The organism is Serratia rhizosphaerae (assembly GCF_009817885.1).
Classification (GTDB): Bacteria; Pseudomonadota; Gammaproteobacteria; order Enterobacterales; family Enterobacteriaceae; genus Serratia_B; species Serratia_B rhizosphaerae.
In genome coordinates this window covers 2,283,808-2,301,974 of record NZ_CP041764.1, presented here as the reverse complement: position 1 = coordinate 2,301,974, position 18,167 = coordinate 2,283,808, and the positions used below count along the sequence as shown (strand labels likewise).

At 59.6% G+C, this 18,167-nt stretch carries 13 protein-coding genes; 5 read left to right on the top strand and 8 right to left on the bottom strand.

Annotated features, from left to right (window positions below):
• Nucleotides 1-14 precede the first annotated feature (14 nt).
• Complete coding sequence (locus tag FO014_RS10690) at nucleotides 15-746, top strand: glutathione peroxidase (RefSeq protein ID WP_105233036.1); 732 nt, start codon at nucleotides 15-17, stop codon at nucleotides 744-746.
• A 189-nt stretch (nucleotides 747-935) separates the two neighbouring features.
• Here FO014_RS10690 and argH read toward each other — a convergent pair whose 3' ends face one another.
• From argH to argC, 4 genes are all read right to left on the bottom strand, one after another.
• Nucleotides 936-2,309, bottom strand: a complete 1,374-nt coding sequence (gene argH / locus FO014_RS10685; protein ID WP_105233037.1) for an argininosuccinate lyase — start codon at nucleotides 2,307-2,309, stop codon at nucleotides 936-938.
• 89 nt (nucleotides 2,310-2,398) lie between these two features.
• Nucleotides 2,399-3,613, bottom strand: coding sequence for an argininosuccinate synthase (locus tag FO014_RS10680; RefSeq protein ID WP_105233038.1), 1,215 nt, complete (start codon nucleotides 3,611-3,613; stop codon nucleotides 2,399-2,401).
• Between the two features lie 27 nt (nucleotides 3,614-3,640).
• On the bottom strand, nucleotides 3,641-4,414 hold the full coding sequence (gene argB / locus FO014_RS10675; protein ID WP_105233039.1) for an acetylglutamate kinase: 774 nt from the start codon (nucleotides 4,412-4,414) through the stop codon (nucleotides 3,641-3,643).
• Between the two features lie 20 nt (nucleotides 4,415-4,434).
• A complete protein-coding gene (gene argC / locus FO014_RS10670; protein ID WP_160029497.1) occupies nucleotides 4,435-5,439 on the bottom strand; it encodes an N-acetyl-gamma-glutamyl-phosphate reductase in 1,005 nt (334 codons plus the stop codon).
• A 217-nt stretch (nucleotides 5,440-5,656) separates the two neighbouring features.
• On the opposite strand from argC, the gene argE reads away from it, so the two are divergent.
• Nucleotides 5,657-6,802 carry an acetylornithine deacetylase gene (gene argE, locus FO014_RS10665; RefSeq protein ID WP_160029495.1) on the top strand — a complete coding sequence of 382 codons (1,146 nt, stop codon included), beginning with the start codon at nucleotides 5,657-5,659 and terminating at the stop codon, nucleotides 6,800-6,802.
• 335 nt (nucleotides 6,803-7,137) lie between these two features.
• Complete coding sequence (gene ppc, locus FO014_RS10660) at nucleotides 7,138-9,783, top strand: phosphoenolpyruvate carboxylase (RefSeq protein WP_160029493.1); 2,646 nt, start codon at nucleotides 7,138-7,140, stop codon at nucleotides 9,781-9,783.
• A gap of 104 nt (nucleotides 9,784-9,887) precedes the next feature.
• Here the strand turns inward: ppc and metF are convergent, their stop codons facing one another.
• The 3 genes from metF to metB all read right to left on the bottom strand — a co-directional run bounded on the left by metF (nucleotide 9,888) and on the right by metB (nucleotide 14,614).
• The gene (gene metF, locus FO014_RS10655; protein WP_160029491.1) at nucleotides 9,888-10,784 is read right to left on the bottom strand and encodes a methylenetetrahydrofolate reductase; all 897 of its coding nucleotides are present in this window, start codon (nucleotides 10,782-10,784) and stop codon (nucleotides 9,888-9,890) included.
• A 231-nt stretch (nucleotides 10,785-11,015) separates the two neighbouring features.
• Complete coding sequence (locus FO014_RS10650; RefSeq protein ID WP_105233044.1) at nucleotides 11,016-13,451, bottom strand: bifunctional aspartate kinase/homoserine dehydrogenase II; 2,436 nt, start codon at nucleotides 13,449-13,451, stop codon at nucleotides 11,016-11,018.
• Between the two features lie 2 nt (nucleotides 13,452-13,453).
• A complete protein-coding gene (metB, locus tag FO014_RS10645) occupies nucleotides 13,454-14,614 on the bottom strand; it encodes a cystathionine gamma-synthase (protein WP_105233045.1) in 1,161 nt (386 codons plus the stop codon).
• Nucleotides 14,615-14,928: 314 nt separating this feature from the next.
• Between metB and metJ the strand changes: the two genes are divergently transcribed.
• On the top strand, nucleotides 14,929-15,246 hold the full coding sequence (gene metJ, locus FO014_RS10640) for a met regulon transcriptional regulator MetJ (protein ID WP_006317756.1): 318 nt from the start codon (nucleotides 14,929-14,931) through the stop codon (nucleotides 15,244-15,246).
• A gap of 74 nt (nucleotides 15,247-15,320) precedes the next feature.
• Here the strand turns inward: metJ and rpmE are convergent, their stop codons facing one another.
• Nucleotides 15,321-15,536 carry a 50S ribosomal protein L31 gene (gene rpmE, locus FO014_RS10635; protein ID WP_015962314.1) on the bottom strand — a complete coding sequence of 72 codons (216 nt, stop codon included), beginning with the start codon at nucleotides 15,534-15,536 and terminating at the stop codon, nucleotides 15,321-15,323.
• Between the two features lie 199 nt (nucleotides 15,537-15,735).
• On the opposite strand from rpmE, the gene priA reads away from it, so the two are divergent.
• Nucleotides 15,736-17,931 carry a primosomal protein N' gene (priA, locus tag FO014_RS10630; protein ID WP_160029489.1) on the top strand — a complete coding sequence of 732 codons (2,196 nt, stop codon included), beginning with the start codon at nucleotides 15,736-15,738 and terminating at the stop codon, nucleotides 17,929-17,931.
• Nucleotides 17,932-18,167: the final 236 nt, after the last annotated feature.

Here is an 18,167-nt window from a genome sequence, read left to right as displayed (position 1 = left end):
GAAGGGGTTACTCTATGTTTACCAGCCAAGAAGGCAAAAAAGTCCCTCAGGTTACGTTCCACACCCGCCAAGGCGACCAATGGGTCGACGTCACCACCAGCGATCTGTTTAAAGACAAGACCGTGGTCGTGTTTTCCCTGCCGGGCGCCTTTACCCCGACCTGCTCTTCCAGCCATCTGCCACGCTATAACGAGCTGTTCAGCGTGTTTAAGCAGCACGGTGTCGACAGCATCCTGTGCGTTTCCGTCAACGACACCTTCGTGATGAACGCCTGGAAGGCGGACCAGCACGCCGAAAATATTACCTTCGTGCCGGACGGCAACGGCGAATTCACCAAAGGCATGAATATGCTGGTTGAGAAAGCCGAGCTCGGCTTCGGCCCGCGTTCATGGCGCTACTCCATGCTGGTGCGCAACGGCGTGGTCGAAAAAATGTTCGTGGAACCCAACAAACCGGGCGACCCGTTTGAAGTGTCTGACGCCGACACCATGCTGAAATACCTGGCGCCGGAGTTCAAAGTGCAGGAGTCCATCACCGTGTTCACCAAGCCGGGCTGTCCGTTCTGCGCCAAAGCCAAACAGATGCTGCAAGAGCGCGGCATGCAGTATGAAGAGATCGTTCTGGGCCAGGACGCGACCACCGTCAGCCTGCGCGCCGTCAGCGGCCGCGCCACCGTGCCGCAGGTATTTATCGGCGGCCGTCATATCGGCGGCAGCGACGATCTGGAAAAATTCCTGTCAGTCTGATTAACGATTAATAACAAACCCAGGTAAACATTGGGCGGGCCGGTAAAGTGGCCCGCCTTTTTTATTCTGCGGGGCCTGGACGCATTTGCGTCAGCCTGAATCGCTACCTGTGCGCCCGGCTCGCCGGCTGAAAAACGCAAAAGGCGCAGCATCATGCCGCGCCTTTACGTTGTTCACTGGCCCTGAGCGTTATGCCAGCCGTTGCTTGGCGGCGGCAATGGCGCTGGCGACCTGCTGCGGCGATACGCCGCCTTTCGCCGCGCGTTTATCAAGGCAGGACTGCAGCGACAGCACCGGATAGACGTCATCGCCAATCACGCTGCTGAACTGCTGCAAATCGGCCAGCGGCAACGCTTCCAGCGCCTTGCCCTGACGAATGGCCTCGACCACCGCCTCACCGACGATATGGTGCGCCTCACGGAAAGGCACGCCTTTGGCAACCAGGTAATCCGCCAGTTCGGTGGCATTGGCATAGCCCTGCTCCGCCGCTTCCTGACAGCGCGGACGTTTCACCTGAATACCGTCCAGCACCAGCGCCGCCATCTGCAGGCAGTCCATCCAGGTGTCGAGCGCGTCGAACAGCCCTTCTTTGTCTTCCTGCATGTCTTTGTTATACGCCAACGGCAGGCCTTTTAACGTCATCATCATGCCGGTCAATGCGCCCTGCACACGGCCGCATTTACCGCGGATCAGCTCCAGCGCGTCCGGGTTTTTCTTCTGCGGCATCAGCGACGAACCGGACGTCACACGGTCGGAAAGCTCAATAAAGTCCGCTTCGCCGCTGTTAAAGAAGATCAGGTCTTCGGCAAAGCGCGACAGGTGCACCATGCTGATTGAAGCGTTGGACAGCAGTTCCAGCACGTGGTCACGGTCGGAAACGCTGTCCAGGCTGTTGCGGGTGGCGGAAGCAAAACCCAGCCAGCCGGCCAGCTGTTCGCGATCGATAGGATAGGCGGTCCCCGCCAGTGCGCCGCAGCCAAGCGGGCTGACATCCAGCCGTTTCAGCGTATCCTGCAGGCGGCTCTCGTCACGGGCCAGCATTTCTACATACGCCAGGCACCAGTGAGCGAATGTCACCGGCTGTGCGCGCTGCAGGTGGGTATACCCCGGCATCACCGCATCCTGGTTGGCTTCGGCAGTTTCCACCAGCGCCTGCTGCAGCTGGACGATCGCCGTCAGCAGATCGCCGACCTGCTGTTTGCACCATAGCTTCAGATCGGTCGCCACCTGATCGTTACGGCTCCGCCCGGTGTGCAGCTTTTTACCCAGATCGCCGACTTTCTCAATCAGCTTTTGCTCCACCCAACTGTGGATATCTTCCGCATCGCTCTGCACGATCGCCAGCGGATCGGCCTGAACTTCCGTCAACAAGGCGTTCAACGCCTGTTCCAGCTGCTGCTGCTCCTGCGCCGTCAGTACATTGACGGTCGCCAGCGCTTTCGACCAGGCGACAGAGCCGACAATATCCTGCTCCGCCAGACGGTAATCGAAACGCAGTGAGTCGTTTAAGTGTTTGAACCGCTGATCCGCCGCCTGACTGAACCGCCCGCCCCAAAGTGCCATAATCTGCTCCTGAATTTTTTTATGCATTCGCTCAGAACATCAGGGGCGCAGCATGCTGCTGCGCCCCGACAAACTCACAACCGCTGACCTTACTTCTGTTCGTTCAACGCACGGATACGTGAAGACAGAGAGAACAGGCGGATAAAGCCGCCGGCATGGCTGTGGTCGTAAACTTCGTCTTCGCCAAAGGTGGCGAACTCTTCTGAATACAGGCTGTTGGCCGATTTTTTCTGAACCGCCGTCACCTGGCCTTTATACAGCTGCAGCACCACTTCACCGTTCACCTCTTCCGCCAGCGCTTCGGCAGAAGCCTGGATCGAACGACGCAGCGGTGCGAACCAGCGGCCGTCATAAACCACGTAGGACATTTCCAGCCCTAACTGCTCGCGCCATTTGAAGCTGTCGCGATCCAGCACCAGCTGCTCGACGCCGCGCAGCGCCGCAACCATGATGGTGCCTCCCGGTGTTTCATAGCAGCCGCGGGATTTGATGCCGACCAGACGGTTCTCGACGATATCGATCCGCCCCACGCCGTGCTTGGCGCCCAGTTCGTTCAGTTTTTCCAGGCACTGGTACGGCGTCAGTGTTTCACCGTTCACCGCCACCACCCGGCCTTTTTCTACGCGGATGGTGACCTGCTCCGGCCGATCCGGCGCTTCCAGCGGATCGACGGTCCATACCCAGCAATCTTTGTTAGGCGCATTCCACGGGCTTTCCAGCACGCCGCCTTCGGTGGAAATATGCCAGGCGTTTTCATCACGGCTGTAGATTTTTTCCAGCGACGCGGTAGTCGGAATATTACGCTCTTTCAGGTAGTCCAGCAGCGCTTCACGGGAACGCAGGTTCCACTCACGCCAAGGCGCCACCACTTTCAGCTGCGGCGCCAGCGCCGTGTAGGTGGTTTCGAAACGCACCTGATCGTTGCCTTTACCGGTTGCGCCGTGGCACAGCGCGTCGGCGCCAACCTTCAGCGCCAGCTCAACCTGCGCCTTGGCGATAATCGGACGCGCCATGGAGGTGCCGAGCAGGTAGGTGCCTTCATACAATGCGCCGGTCTGCAGCACCGGATAGACATAATCACGGATGAACTCTTCACGCAGGTCGACCACGTGACACTCGGAGGCGCCGGACTGCAGCGCCTTTTTCTCCACCCCTTCCAGATCGCTGCGATCCTGGCCGATATCCGCCACAAACGCCACCACTTCACAGCCGCCGTAGTTCTCTTTCAGCCACGGAATGATGGCAGAAGTATCCAGGCCGCCGGAGTAAGCCAGCACGATTTTTTTGATATTTTGGTTTTGCATTGTCTTATTCCTATTTCAAATCTGAAGTTAAGCAAGAATCCGGGTGCCGATTGATTCACCGTTGAACAGCGCCGGTAATTTTTCCGCATTGCGCCAGCTGGCGATATCGACCGGGCGGCCAAGGGTGCGGGCAGCGTCCAACGCCGCGTTAACCTTCACCACCATACCATCGGTGATGATGCCCTGTTCGATAAGCTGCTCCGCTTTTTGCGCCGTCATTTCGGCAATGCGCTGGCCCTTGCCGTCCAGAATGCCGCTGACGTCCGACAGCAGGATCAGGTCGGCGCCCAGCGTGGCGGCCAGCGCCGTCGCGGCCTGGTCGGCATTGACATTCATCAGCTCGCCGCCGGCGGTAATGCCGATGGAGCTGACAACCGGCAGATAACCCGCGCCCAGCAGGGTTTGCAGCAGTGCCGGCGACCCCGGCTGCGCGTTGCCCACGTGGCCCAGCTCCGGATCGAGCTGCGTAACCGCAACGCTGTTGCCGTCCGCCAGGCTCAGGCCGACCGCGTTGATTTGGTGCTTAACCGCCCAGGCCAGCAGGGTTTTATTGGCCGTGCCCGCCAGCGCGCCGGTAATAATGTCGATCTGTTCAGCGGGCGTGACCCGCAGGCCGTTTTTCTTCACCACCGGCAAAGACAGCTGCTTCATCAGCTCATCCACCACGCAGCCGCCGCCGTGCACGATCACCAGCGGACGCTGATACTGGGCGCGATAGCTGTCCAGCGCGGTAAACAGACGCTCCAGCGCTTCTTCACTGTCTAATAACACGCCACCTAACTTGATAATTAACGGATTCATCGTTATTTACTCACGCGGACTTAAAGTAATGATTGGGTTTCAGGGAACCCAAAGCGAATATTCAGGCACTGCACCGCCTGAGCGGCCGCGCCTTTTAACAGGTTATCTTCCACCGCTACGACGATCAGGTGCTCACCCTGCACGGCAAAGCCGATATCGCAGAACGGCAGCCCCACCACCGCCTTCAGCGCTGGCACGCCCTGTTCGTACAGCCGCACCAGCGGCTTGTCGTCATAGGCGGCATGATAGGCGGCGGCGATATCCTCAGCGCTCACGCCGGGCTGCAGCCGACAGGTGATGGTTTCCAGAATGCCGCGCGGGAAGTTGCCCAAATGCGGGGTGAAGATCACCGGTGCGCCGAGATGCGCGGCGATTTCCGGCTGATGCCGGTGGGTGAAAATGCCATACGGCTGCAGGCTCACTTCGCAAAAGCTGGTGGTGACGCTGGCCTTGCGTCCGGCGCCGCTGACGCCGCTGGTGGCGTTAATCACCGGCCACTGCGTCAGGTTCAGCAACTGGCCGTCGATCAGCGGTTTTAGCGCCAGCTGAGCGGCGGTCGGGTAGCAGCCCGGCACCGCGATCAGCTGCGCCGTTTTGATTTTTTCGCTCTGCCACTCGGCCAGCCCGTACACCACCTGCTCCAGCCAGCCGGCATGCTGATGCTCAAACCCGTAATACTGCTGATAAAACGCCGCATCCTGCACCCGGAAGGCGCCGGATAGATCAAACACCACACAGCCGGCGTCCAGAAACGCCGGCGCAATGTCATGGCTGACTTCATGGGCGGTGGCGAGGAACACCACGTCGATGCCCTGCGCCGCTTGCGCCACGTCCGTCAGCGGCTGCAGCGGTAAATCAACGATGCCTTTCAACTGAGGATGCAGGTCGGAAAGCAATTTTCCTGCATCTGCACTTTGCGCTGAAACCGCTAAAGCGGTTATGTTCATATGTGGGTGGCGATTCAGGTACGCCGTGAGCTCCGCTCCGGCATAGCCGCTGGCACCAACGATCAGCGTGTTCAACATGTGGCCTTTCACCTTCTAAACTTGCCAAGTGGTCGCTTGCGACCCCGGTAACAGGGCTCGACCGCGTTGTTGCGTCGTTCACCCACGTGATTGAGCGTTGATGTTTTTATAAACATCCGGTCCTCGGGTTCCGTTACGCTTTAGTTTACTGTATTTTTATTCAAAATAAATGCATGAATATTGATACTACCCTAACCAAAGGCTGTCAACAGTGAAGATGAAATTACCTCCATTTATTGAGCTGTACCGGGCGCTGATCGCCACCCCGTCGATCAGCGCCACCGATGGCGCTCTCGATCAGAGTAATGAAGCGTTAATCAATTTTCTGGCCGGCTGGTTTAGCGATTTAGGCTTCCGCGTCGACGTACAACCGGTGCCGGACACCCGCAACAAATTCAACCTGCTGGCCAGCATCGGTGAAGGCAGCGGCGGCCTGCTGCTTGCCGGCCACACCGACACCGTACCTTATGATGAAGGACGCTGGACGCGCGATCCGTTCACTCTGACCGAACATGACAATAAGCTGTACGGTCTCGGCACGGCGGATATGAAAGGTTTCTTTGCATTTATTCTGGATGCGGTGCGCGATATCGACGCCAGCAAACTGACCAAGCCGCTGTATATCCTGGCCACGGCGGATGAAGAAACGACGATGGCCGGCGCACGCTATTTTGCCGCCTCAACCGCCATCCGCCCGGATTTCGCCATCATCGGCGAACCGACGTCGTTACGCCCGGTGCGCGCGCATAAAGGCCACCTCTCCAACGCCATCCGCATCACCGGCCAGTCCGGCCACTCGAGCGATCCGGCGCGCGGTGTTAACGCCATCGATCTGATGCATGAATCGATCGGCCATCTGATGGAACTGCGTAACACCCTGCAGGAACGCTATAACAATCCGGCGTTTGCCGTGCCGTATCCGACGATGAACTTCGGGCATATTCATGGCGGCGATGCGGCAAACCGTATTTGCGCCTGTTGTGAACTGCATCTGGATATCCGTCCGCTGCCGGGCATGACGCTGGAGAATATTAATGAGCTGATGCACAGCGCGCTGGCGCCGGTCAGCGAACGCTGGCCGGGCCGGCTGAGCATTGATGAACTGCATCCGCCGATCCCCGGCTACGAGTGCCCGACCGATCACCATCTGGTGGCAGTGATCGAGCAGCTGCTGGGCTCACGCACTGAGGTGGTTAACTACTGCACCGAAGCGCCGTTCGTCCAGGAAGTGTGCCCGACGCTGGTGCTGGGCCCCGGCTCCATCAACCAGGCGCACCAGCCGGATGAATACATTGATACCGCCTTTATTGAACCAACCCGCACGCTGATCGGCCAGCTGGTCGATCACTTCTGCCATCAATAAACCAACGAAATCATAGGGGCAATGACCTATCATGCCCCTTGCTGAAAGGCGTAAGCCCGTGCGTAATTAGCCAGACTGATAAGCCGCAGGCTGTAATTAAATTTCAGAAAAAACGATGATTTTGATGTTTTTTTGCTGAAAATAGTGTCAATTAACCATTGGACAGACACGTGGTGCGATAAAACAGGCTTCCTTTGCCTGACACGTGAAATTTACTTACAACAGATACCTAAATGCACCCGGGGTGGTATCCAGGCATCAGGGACAACAGCCAAAACAGATACATCCCGCACATGAAAGGTATGCAAATACGTACAGATTGGGTCAGGGGTTATATGAACGAACAATATTCGGCAATGCGAAGTAATGTCAGTATGCTCGGCAAATTGCTCGGCGAAACCATTAAAGAAGCGCTGGGCGAGCATATTCTCGATCGTGTTGAAACCATCCGTAAACTTTCCAAATCTTCACGCGCAGGCAATGAGGCGCATCGTCAGGAACTGCTCACTACGCTGCAAAACCTGTCCAACGATGAGCTGCTGCCCGTAGCGCGCGCTTTCAGCCAATTCCTCAATTTAACCAACGTGGCCGAGCAGTATCACAGCATTTCGCCGCACGGCGAGGCCGCCAGCAATCCGGAAGCAATGGCGCAGCTGTTCAGCCGCCTGAAAGGCAAAAAACTCAGTAACAAAGAGCTGTGCGATGCCGTGGATCAACTCTCCATCGAGCTGGTGCTCACCGCCCACCCGACGGAAATCACCCGCCGCACCCTGATCCACAAACTGGTCGAAGTGAATACCTGCCTCAGCCAGCTGGACCACAACGATCTGGCCGACTACGAGCGCAACAAAATCATGCGCCGTCTGCGTCAGCTGGTGGCGCAGTCATGGCACACCGATGAAATCCGTAAAAACCGCCCTTCGCCGATCGATGAAGCCAAGTGGGGTTTTGCGGTGGTGGAGAACAGCCTGTGGGAAGGCGTGCCGGCCTTCCTGCGCGAATTTAACGAACAGCTGGAAAACGCCATCGACTACCGTCTGCCGGTGGAGGCCGTACCGGTACGCTTTACCTCCTGGATGGGCGGCGACCGTGACGGCAACCCGAACGTCACCGCAGAAATCACCCGCCACGTGCTGCTGTTGAGCCGCTGGAAAGCCTGCGACCTGTTCACCCGCGATATTCAGGTGCTGGTCTCGGAACTGTCGATGACCGAATGTACGCCGGAACTGCGCGAGCTGGCCGGCGGCGAGTCGGTGCAGGAGCCATACCGTGAGATCATGAAGCGCCTGCGCAGCCAGTTGATCGGTTCGCAGACCTATCTGGAAGGCCGCCTGAAAGGCGAACGCATGCTGAAGCCACACGACCTGCTGGTAAGTAACGAGCAGCTGTGGGAACCGCTGTTCGCCTGCTATCAGTCGTTGGTCGCCTGCGGCATGGGCATCATCGCCAACGGCCAGCTGCTCGATACCCTGCGCCGCGTGCGCTGCTTCGGCGTGCCGCTGGTGCGCATCGACGTACGTCAGGAGAGCACCCGCCACACCGAAGCCATCGCCGAACTGACGCGCTATCTGGGCCTGGGCGATTATGAGAGCTGGTCAGAAGCGGATAAACAGGCGTTCCTGATCCGCGAGCTGAACTCCAAGCGTCCGCTGGTGCCGCTGCAGTGGCAACCGAGTGAAAATACGCAGGAAGTGCTGGAAACCTGCCGGGTGATCGCCGAAGCGCCGCAGGGATCCATCGCCGCCTATGTGATCTCCATGGCGCGTACGCCGTCTGACGTGCTGGCGGTGCACCTGCTGCTCAAAGAGGCCGGCTGCCCGTTCGCTCTGCCGGTGGCGCCGCTGTTCGAAACCCTGGACGATCTGAACAACGCCGACGACGTGATGACCCAGTTGCTGAATATCGACTGGTACCGCGGCTTTATCCAGGGCAAGCAAATGGTGATGATTGGCTATTCCGATTCGGCGAAAGACGCCGGCGTGATGGCCGCCTCCTGGGCGCAGTACCGTGCGCAGGATGCGCTGATCAAAACCTGCGAAAAAGCCGGCGTCGCGCTGACGCTGTTCCACGGCCGCGGCGGCTCAATCGGCCGCGGTGGCGCGCCGGCCCATGCGGCGCTGCTGTCACAGCCGCCCGGCAGCCTGAAAGGCGGGCTGCGCGTCACCGAACAGGGGGAGATGATCCGCTTCAAGTTCGGCCTGCCGGAAGTCACCATCAGCAGCCTGGCGCTGTATACCGGCGCCATTCTGGAAGCCAACCTGCTGCCGCCGCCGGAACCGAAGAAAGAGTGGCGCACCCTGATGGACGAGCTATCCGACACTTCATGCCAGATGTATCGCGGCTACGTGCGCGAAAACCCGGAGTTTGTGCCCTACTTCCGCGCTGCCACGCCGGAACTGGAGCTGGGTAAACTGCCGCTGGGCTCGCGCCCGGCCAAACGCCGGCCGAACGGCGGCGTGGAAAGCCTGCGCGCCATTCCGTGGATCTTCGCCTGGACGCAGAACCGCCTGATGCTGCCAGCCTGGCTGGGCGCCGGCGCCGGTCTGCAGGAAGCGGTGAAGGCCGGCAAGCAGGAGCAGCTGGCAACGATGTGCCGCGACTGGCCGTTCTTCTCCACCCGCATCGCCATGCTGGAAATGGTGTTCGCCAAGGCCGACCTGTGGCTGGCGGAATACTACGATCAGCGCCTGGTGGATGAGTCACTGTGGCCGCTGGGCAAACAGCTGCGTGAGCAGTTGGAAAGCGACATCAAAGTGGTATTGGCCATCGCCAACGATGACAACCTGATGGAAGACCTGCCGTGGATCGCCGAATCCATCGCACTGCGCAACGTCTATACCGATCCGCTGAACGTTCTGCAGGCGGAGCTGCTGCACCGCTCACGTCAGCAAGAGGAAAACGGCCAGCAAGACGCACGCGTCGAGCAGGCATTAATGGTCACCATCGCCGGCGTCGCCGCCGGGATGCGCAATACCGGCTAAGTTGGCAAGCAGGAGGTGCGATGGCACCTCCTTTCCTCGTCTTTCCTTCCGAGATAAAAAAAGCGCTGTTTATACAGCGCTTTTTTGCATCGTTCATCTATCTATCAGGCCGCCGCTATTGGCCGCACGCCCAGCGTATGGCAAATCGCATAGCTCATCTCGGCGCGGTTCAGGGTATAGAAGTGGAAATCTTTTACTCCTTCGCGGCTGAGGATTTTCACCATATCCATCGCAATATTGGCCCCCACCATCTTGCGCGTTTCCGGATCGTCATCCAACCCGGCGAACATGCTGGTCATCCAGCTCGGCACCCGCACGTTGGTCATGGTGGCGAAGCGCTGCAGCTGCTTGAAGTTGGACACCGGCAGGATGCCCGGCACGATTTCAACGTCAATGCCGGTGGCGACGCAGCGGTCGCGAAAACGCAGGTAACTTTCCACGTCAAAGAAGAATTGGGTAATCGCACGGTTGGCGCCGGCGTCAATCTTACGCTTCAGGTTGATCAGGTCGGCCTGCGCGCTTTTCGCCTCCGGGTGCACTTCCGGATAAGCCGCCACCGAAATATCGAAATCGCCGACATCCTTCAGCAGCGCCACCAGATCGGTTGCGTACATCTCCGGCTTGCCGCTGCCCGGCGGCAGATCGCCGCGCAGCGCCACGATATGACGGATACCGTTGTTCCAGTAATCGCTGGCGATCGCGCTCAGCTGTTCACGTGAGGCGTCAATACAGGTCAGGTGTGGTGCGGCATCGAGGCCGGTGCGGTCCTTAATCCCCTTGATGATGCCGTGGGTGCGATCGCGTTCGCCAGAATTGGCGCCGTAGGTGACCGAGACGAATTGAGGTTTCAGGCTGCTCAGACGATCGATCGACTGCCACAGAGTCTCTTCCATTTCGCTGGTGCGCGGCGGAAAGAACTCAAACGATACGTTAATCTGACCGTTTAATTCGGCCAGGCTCTGGTTCAGCGCTTCCCGCTGGTTTGCGTGAAAAAAACTCATACCTGTCTGCCTCTTGTCGATCGCGGTGTTATCTCATTTTAATAAGCGTCTATACGTTTAGACGTCTAGATTGAAAATGCCGGATGTTGGTGAAAGAGTCAACAGAAAAGTGAGGGTAATACGATGATTAATCCTCATCGCCACCGGCGAGAATTTCATGTTAGCCGCGGCTAAAAAAACAAACGGGGCGCTGCAAGCAGCGCCCCGTCGGCATTCAGTAACCTGAAAAAATTACAGCAGCTGCGCCAGCCGGTTGAGATCGGACTGGATCGCACCGGCGGTCACATCGCGCCCTGCGCCCGGCCCGCGAATCACCAGCGGATTATCGCGGTACCAGCGGCTTTCAATCGCAAAGACGTTATCGCACGGCAGCAGCGCGGCCAGCGGATGCTCCGGACGCACGGCCTCCACGCCGACGCGCGCCTTACCGTTGGCATCGAAACGCGCCACGTGACGCAGCACCAGTCCCATCTCGCTGGCGGCCTCAAAGCGCTGCAGCATCTGCTGATTCAGCGCCTCGCCGTTCTCGAAGAACTGATCGACCGAGTCTTGCTCAGTGCCGCTCGGCACCAGCGACTCCACCCGTACCTGATTCGGTTCGAGATCGTAGCCGGCTTCACGCGCCAGAATCACCAGCTTGCGCATCACGTCCTGTCCGGATAGATCAACGCGCGGGTCCGGTTCGGTCAGCCCCTGCTGCCACGCCTGATCCACCAGCTCGGTGAAGGGAACGGTGCCGTCAAACTGCAGGAACAGCCACGACAACGTGCCGGAGAAGATACCGCTGATCGCCAGAATACCGTCGCCGCTGTCACGCAGATCGCGCACCGCATGGTTGACCGGCAGGCCGGCGCCGACGGTGGCATTGTACAGCCAGTGACGGCCGGTTTTGGCGAAGGCGTCGCGAATCTGGCGGTAATTACTGCCGCAGGAGGCGCCCGCCAGTTTATTGGCGCTGATCACGTGGAAACCGTAGCTGGCGAAATCCAGATACTGCTGCGCCAGATCTTCGCTGGCGGTCACGTCCAGCACCACCAGATCGTCGAACGGATGCGCGCGCATCCACAGGAACAGCGATTCTTCATCCAGCTCCTGCGCCTCTTCTTCAAAGAAGGCCAGCGCCCGGCTGGCATCGAGGCCGTCGTAATTCAGCAGGCTGCGGCGGCTGTCCACCACTCCGGCCAACGTGAACTCGAAACCGCTGCGGGCGGACAGGTTCTTCTGCTCGCGGGCGAACAGCTCCAGCCAGCGGGAGCCGATATTGCCTTTGCCGAACAGCACCAGACCAATGCGCTTTTCCGCCCGGAACAGACTTTGGTGCAGCCCCTGGATCAGCGACGCGGTCGGCCCCTGACGCAGTACCGCCACCAGGCTGATGCCGTCTTCCGCCTGCCAGATAAACTCGACCGGCTGGTCCTTCAGCTGCTGATAGAAACGATGGCTGTGCAACGGATTCTTGCACACGCCGGCGCCGACCAGCGCCACCAGCGCCAGCCCCTGTCGCAACTGTACATCTCCCGGCAGACCGGCGTCCTGCAGCATGCGCAGCGCGCTGTCGGCCACCTCCGAGGTGTAACACAGCTGAATCAGGTTGCGATCCGGGTGCAGGCCGGTAGACAGCGGCTTGACCTGCGCGCGCTTCAGCACCAATTCCAGTTCTTTTTGCGCCAGCTTGAAATCATGCTGCGGCGCTACCGTCAGCTCAACCAGACAGACGTCATCATGGCTGGTGACAATCTTCGCGCCGGTGCCGGAAGCCAGCACCCGCTCAATCCGGGTCGACCCCTGCTCAGGCTGATAGCTGCAGCGCAGTTGCAGATCGATATCGCTGCCGGAAACCGGCTGCAGGGTGCGGGTATGCAGCACCGGCGCCGCCAGGCGCGCCAGCTCGCTGGCTTCGTCCAGCCGCAGCAGCGGCAGCAGGCAGGCGTCTTTCACCTTGCGCGGATCGGCGCTGTACACCCCGGCGACGTCGCTCCAGATGGTCACGCGCTCCGCGCCGGCCAAGGCGCCGATCTGCGTGGCCGAATAGTCACTGCCGTTACGCCCAAGCAGCACGGTTTCACCCGCGTCGTTGCGCGAAATAAAGCCGGTCACCACCAGCCGTTTGCCCGGATGCTGCGCCATCAGCTGCTGCAACAGCGGATAAGATCGGCCTTCATCCACCTGCGGCTGTGCGGCGCGCTCGGCGCGCAGGAAATCGCGCGCGTCCAGCCAGGCCGCCTGAATATCCTGCTGATTAAGCACTGCAGCCATCAGGCGCGCCGACCACACCTCGCCGTGGCCGACCACTTCGGCATAGGTAACGTCATCAACCTGACCGTCCAGCAATACCGCCAGCCGCTCCAGATCGCGCGTAAACTCGGCAATCAGCGGGTCAGCAGCCGTAGGCGGCAGCAAACCGCCGATCAGCTCGCTGTGATAACGGCGCAGCGTTTGCTGTACCTGATGTGCAGAAAGGCGATCGCTCTGGCTGAGCTTCAGCCAGCTAATCAGTTGGTTGGTGGTGCTGCCCGCCGCAGAGACCACCATCAGATCGCCCGGTTGGCTGTACTCCGCCATAATCCCGGCCACCCGCAAATAACATTTCACATCGGCCAGGCTGCTGCCGCCGAATTTGTGCAGTTGACGTCCGCTGACCGGTCCTGCTACCGCAATTGCATTCATGCTTACCTCGTTGCCGCCGCCTGGAAGGCGTGTTCCAGATCGGCAATCAAATCGTCACTGTCTTCAATACCCACGGAAATACGCAGCAGGCTGTCGGAAATCCCCGCAGCCGCCCGCGCCTCCGCCGCCATGCCGGCGTGGGTCATGGTCGCCGTATGCGAGATCAGGCTCTCCACCCCGCCCAGCGATTCCGCCAGCGTAAACAAACGCAGCGCCGACAGGAAACGACGCAGCGCCGCCTCATCGCCATCCAGCTCAAAACTGAGCATCGCGCCAAAGCCGCGTTGCTGCCGGCGCGCAATATCATGACCCGGGTTTTCCGGCAGGGAAGGATGATACAGCTTTTTCACCAAGGGTTGCTGCTGTAAATAACGAATAATGGCGGTGGCATTCTCCTGTGCCGCCCTGATACGCGGCGCCAGCGTGCGCATACCGCGCAGCAGCAGGTAGCTGTCGAATGCGCCGCCGGTGACGCCGATATTGTTCGCCCACCATGCCAGCTCCACCGCCAGGTCGGCGTCTTTGGCGATCACCGCGCCGGCAACAACGTCCGAGTGGCCGTTGAGGTATTTGGTGCAGGAGTGCACCACCAGATCCGCCCCCAGGGCGATAGGCTGCTGCAATGCCGGGCTCAGGAAGGTGTTGTCCACCACCGTCAGCGCGCCGGCCGCATGCGCCGCGTCGCAGATGGCGGCAATATCCACCACGCGCAGCAGCGGATTGCTCGGCGTTTCGATCAGCACCAGCTTCGGCTTCTGCGCCAGCGCCTGCTGCAGCGCCGCTTCATCGCCCTGATCGACAAACAGCACCCGGTAGGCGCCGCGCTTGCTCAGGCTGTCGAACAACCGGTAGCTGCCGCCGTAGCAGTCATGCGGCGCCACCAGCAGGTCGCCGGGCTGCAGCAGCACGGTGGTCACCAGATGGATCGCCGACATGCCGCTGCCGGTCATCACCGCGCCGGCGCCGCCTTCCAGTTCCGCCAGCGCGCGCTGTACCACATCACGCGTCGGGTTGCCGCGGCGGGAATAGTCATGCGCACGCGGCTGGTTGAAGTCGGTGAAGTTGTAGGTGCTGGAAAGATGAATGGGCGGGACGACGCAGCCGTACTGCTCGTCATCGTTCAGGCCGCTACGCACGGCAATCGTGGCTGGTTTACGCGTCATAGGAGTCGCTCGGCTCTCAAAGGCGGATGAATGAGGCCTAAAGATTAATCGCATGACGAATAGACGTCAATACATCTGGACATCTAAACTTCTTTGCGTATAGATTAAGCAAAGGCATAATACCCGCTAACATTATGTCAGTTTGGTCGGGTAAGAGGCTGGCGCGATAAGCATAGCCCATCACGCTCACGCCGCATCCATCAGTGACTCTGGTCGCGTAATATTGACATTTATTTAGTGAGAACAGTGAAAATCGGGCATAATTGGCCGGTTTTTAGAATATTGTAATCTTTCTGACAATTTTAAGGTGTCCCATGGCTGAGTGGAACGGCGAGTATGTCAGCCCTTACGCTGAACACGGTAAAAAAAGCGAACAAGTAAAAAAAATCACGGTGTCGATTCCGTTGAAGGTCCTGAAAATCCTCACCGATGAACGCACCCGTCGCCAGGTCAATAACCTGCGTCACGCCACCAACAGTGAATTACTGTGTGAAGCGTTCCTGCACGCTTTTACCGGCCAGCCGCTGCCGAATGATGAAGACCTGCGCAAAGAGCGCAGCGATGAAATCCCGGAAGCCGCGAAGGTGCTGATGCGTGAGCTGGGCGTCGATCCCGATACCTGGGAATATTGATGCCATCGGCGGACGCCGGTGACAGAAACAAAAAAGGCGCCGCAGGCGCCTTTTTTATCGGTCGATAAGAAATCTTATTTCTTAACGCCTGGTACGCTGAAGCGCTTGTTGAAGCGGTCAACGCGGCCACCGGTAGCAACGTCACGCTGCTTGCCAGTGTAGAACGGGTGGCATGCGCCACAAACGTCCAGGTTCAGATCGTGGCCCACGGTGGAGCGGATCTTCATGACATTACCGCAAGAGCAGCTTGCAGTAACGAAATCGTATTTAGGGTGGATACCTTCTTTCATGGGGAAACCTCAGTTAAGGCCGTGTCGCTATCCAGCCCTGTTTCGCCAGACACCACACGTGGTTGATGATAATTTATTGGTATCGAATTATACCAAAGGCGGCAAATTATACAGAATAAAATACACCACGCAATCGGATCCGTACATTTGGCCGCCTGCCGTGTAAACTAGCCCCCTCTTTCTCATTTGGATGGACCCTATGCCCGTTGTTCACGTTGCTCTACCGGTTCCGCTGACCCGCACTTTTGATTACCTGCTGCCCCAGGGGCTGCAGCCGGTGGTCGGCGCGCGCGTTTGCGTACCCTGGGGAAAGCAGCGCGCCATCGGCATCGTCACCGGATGTAGCGAAAGCAGCGAACTGCCGCTGGAAAAACTCAAACCGATAGACAGCATTATCGACGGTGATTCGCTGTTTCCCGCCGGCATGTGGCGCATCCTGCGCTGGGCCAGCGACTATTATCACTATCCGCTCGGCGAAGTGCTGTTTCATGCGCTGCCGACCCTGCTGCGCCAGGGTAAACCGGCGGAAACTACGCCGCTGTGGCAGTGGTTCGCGACCGAAACGGGCCGCGCCACGCCGCCGGAAAGCCTGAAACGTGCGCCCAAACAGCAGCAGGCGCTCGCCGCCCTGCTGCAGCGCCCGGTGTATCGTCACCAGGTCAGCGAACTCGATCTGACCGACAATGCGCTACAGGCGCTGCGTGCCAAAGGCCTGGCCGACCTGCGCGCGCAGACCGCAGCGCTGCAGGACTGGCGGCCCGGCTTCAGCGTGCAGGGCGAACGGCTGCGGCTCAATACCGAACAGGCCACCGCCGTCGGCGCCATCCGCAGTGAGGATGAACAGTTCGCCGCCTGGCTGCTGGCCGGGATCACCGGCTCCGGCAAGACCGAGGTCTATCTCAGCGTACTGGAAAATATTCTGGCGAAAGGCAAACAGGCGCTGGTGCTGGTGCCGGAAATCGGCCTGACGCCGCAGACCATCGCCCGCTTTCGCGAGCGTTTCAACGCGCCGGTGGATGTCCTGCACTCCGGCCTGAACGACAGCGAGCGTCTGGCCGTCTGGCTGCGCGCCCGCAGCGGCGAAGCGGCGATTGTCATCGGTACCCGCTCTGCGCTGTTTACCCCGTTCGCCCGCCTGGGCGTCATCATTATCGATGAAGAACACGACAGCTCGTATAAGCAGCAGGAAGGCTGGCGCTACCACGCGCGCGATCTGGCGGTGTTCCGCGCCCATGCGGAAAATATTCCGATGGTGATGGGCTCGGCCACGCCGGCTCTGGAGACGCTGCATAACGTACAGCTGGGCAAATACCGGCAGTTAAAACTGACGCAGCGCGCCGGCAACGCCAAACCGGCCGCCCAGCATCTGATCGATCTGAAAGGCCTGCCGCTGAAGGTCGGCCTGTCGCAGCCGCTGCTAAACAGCATGCGCCACCACCTGAAAAACGATAATCAGGTGATGCTGTTCCTCAATCGCCGCGGCTATGCGCCGGCGCTGCTCTGCCACGAATGCGGCTGGATCGCCGAATGTCAGCGTTGCGATCGCTACTACACTCTGCACCAAAATTACCGCCAGCTGCGCTGCCACCACTGCGACAGCCAACGTCCGGTGCCGCACCAGTGCCCGCAATGCGGCTCCACCCATCTGGTATCGGTCGGCGTCGGTACCGAACAGTTGGAAAACGAGCTGGCGCCGCTGTTCCCGGACACGCCGATTACCCGCATCGATCGCGACACCACCAGCCGTAAAGGCTCGCTGGAACAGCACCTGAACGAGATTCACCGTGGCGGCGCACGCATCCTGATCGGCACGCAAATGCTGGCCAAAGGCCACCACTTCCCGGACGTGACGCTGGTGGCGCTGCTGGACGTTGACGGCGCGCTGTTTTCCGCCGACTTCCGCTCCGCCGAACGCTTCGCCCAGCTGTATACCCAGGTGTCCGGCCGCGCCGGCCGCGCCGGCAAACAGGGAGAGGTGCTGTTGCAGACCCACCATCCGGAGCATCCGCTGCTGCAGACGCTGCTGCAGCAGGGTTACGACGCCTTCGCCAAACAGGCGTTGAGCGAGCGCAACAGCGTCTTCCTGCCCCCCTACACCAGCCATATCATGCTGCGCGCCGACGATCACGATAATCAGCAGGCGCCGATGTTCCTGCAGCAGCTGCGCAACCTGCTGGAAGCCAGCCCGCTGAAAGACGATTCTCTGTGGGTGATGGGGCCGGTGCCGGCGCTGCAGTCCAAACGCGGGGGACGTTTCCGCTGGCAACTGCTGCTGCAACACCCGTCACGCCGCGTCCTGCAGGCGATCATGAAACACACGCTGCCGCTGATCGGCACCCTGCCGCAGGCCCGTAAAGTCAAATGGACGCTGGACGTCGATCCTATCGACGGCTGAACACGGAAAAGTCTGATTTCTTTGGCGTTAAGCAAACGTTTACCCTTGAATTTGCGAGCGAACGCGAAAAACTCCCGCTTCATCACATTTTTTATGCAAATTAGGTAACAAAAGCGGTACGTAATCTGTTTAGAATACCGTGGAGATTTCCGCTGGCGGGTTGCACATCCGCAGGACCTGGCGTCAACGCGGAGATGCGCCCTGATACGGCGTCATAGCCTGAGGTATGGCAGTAA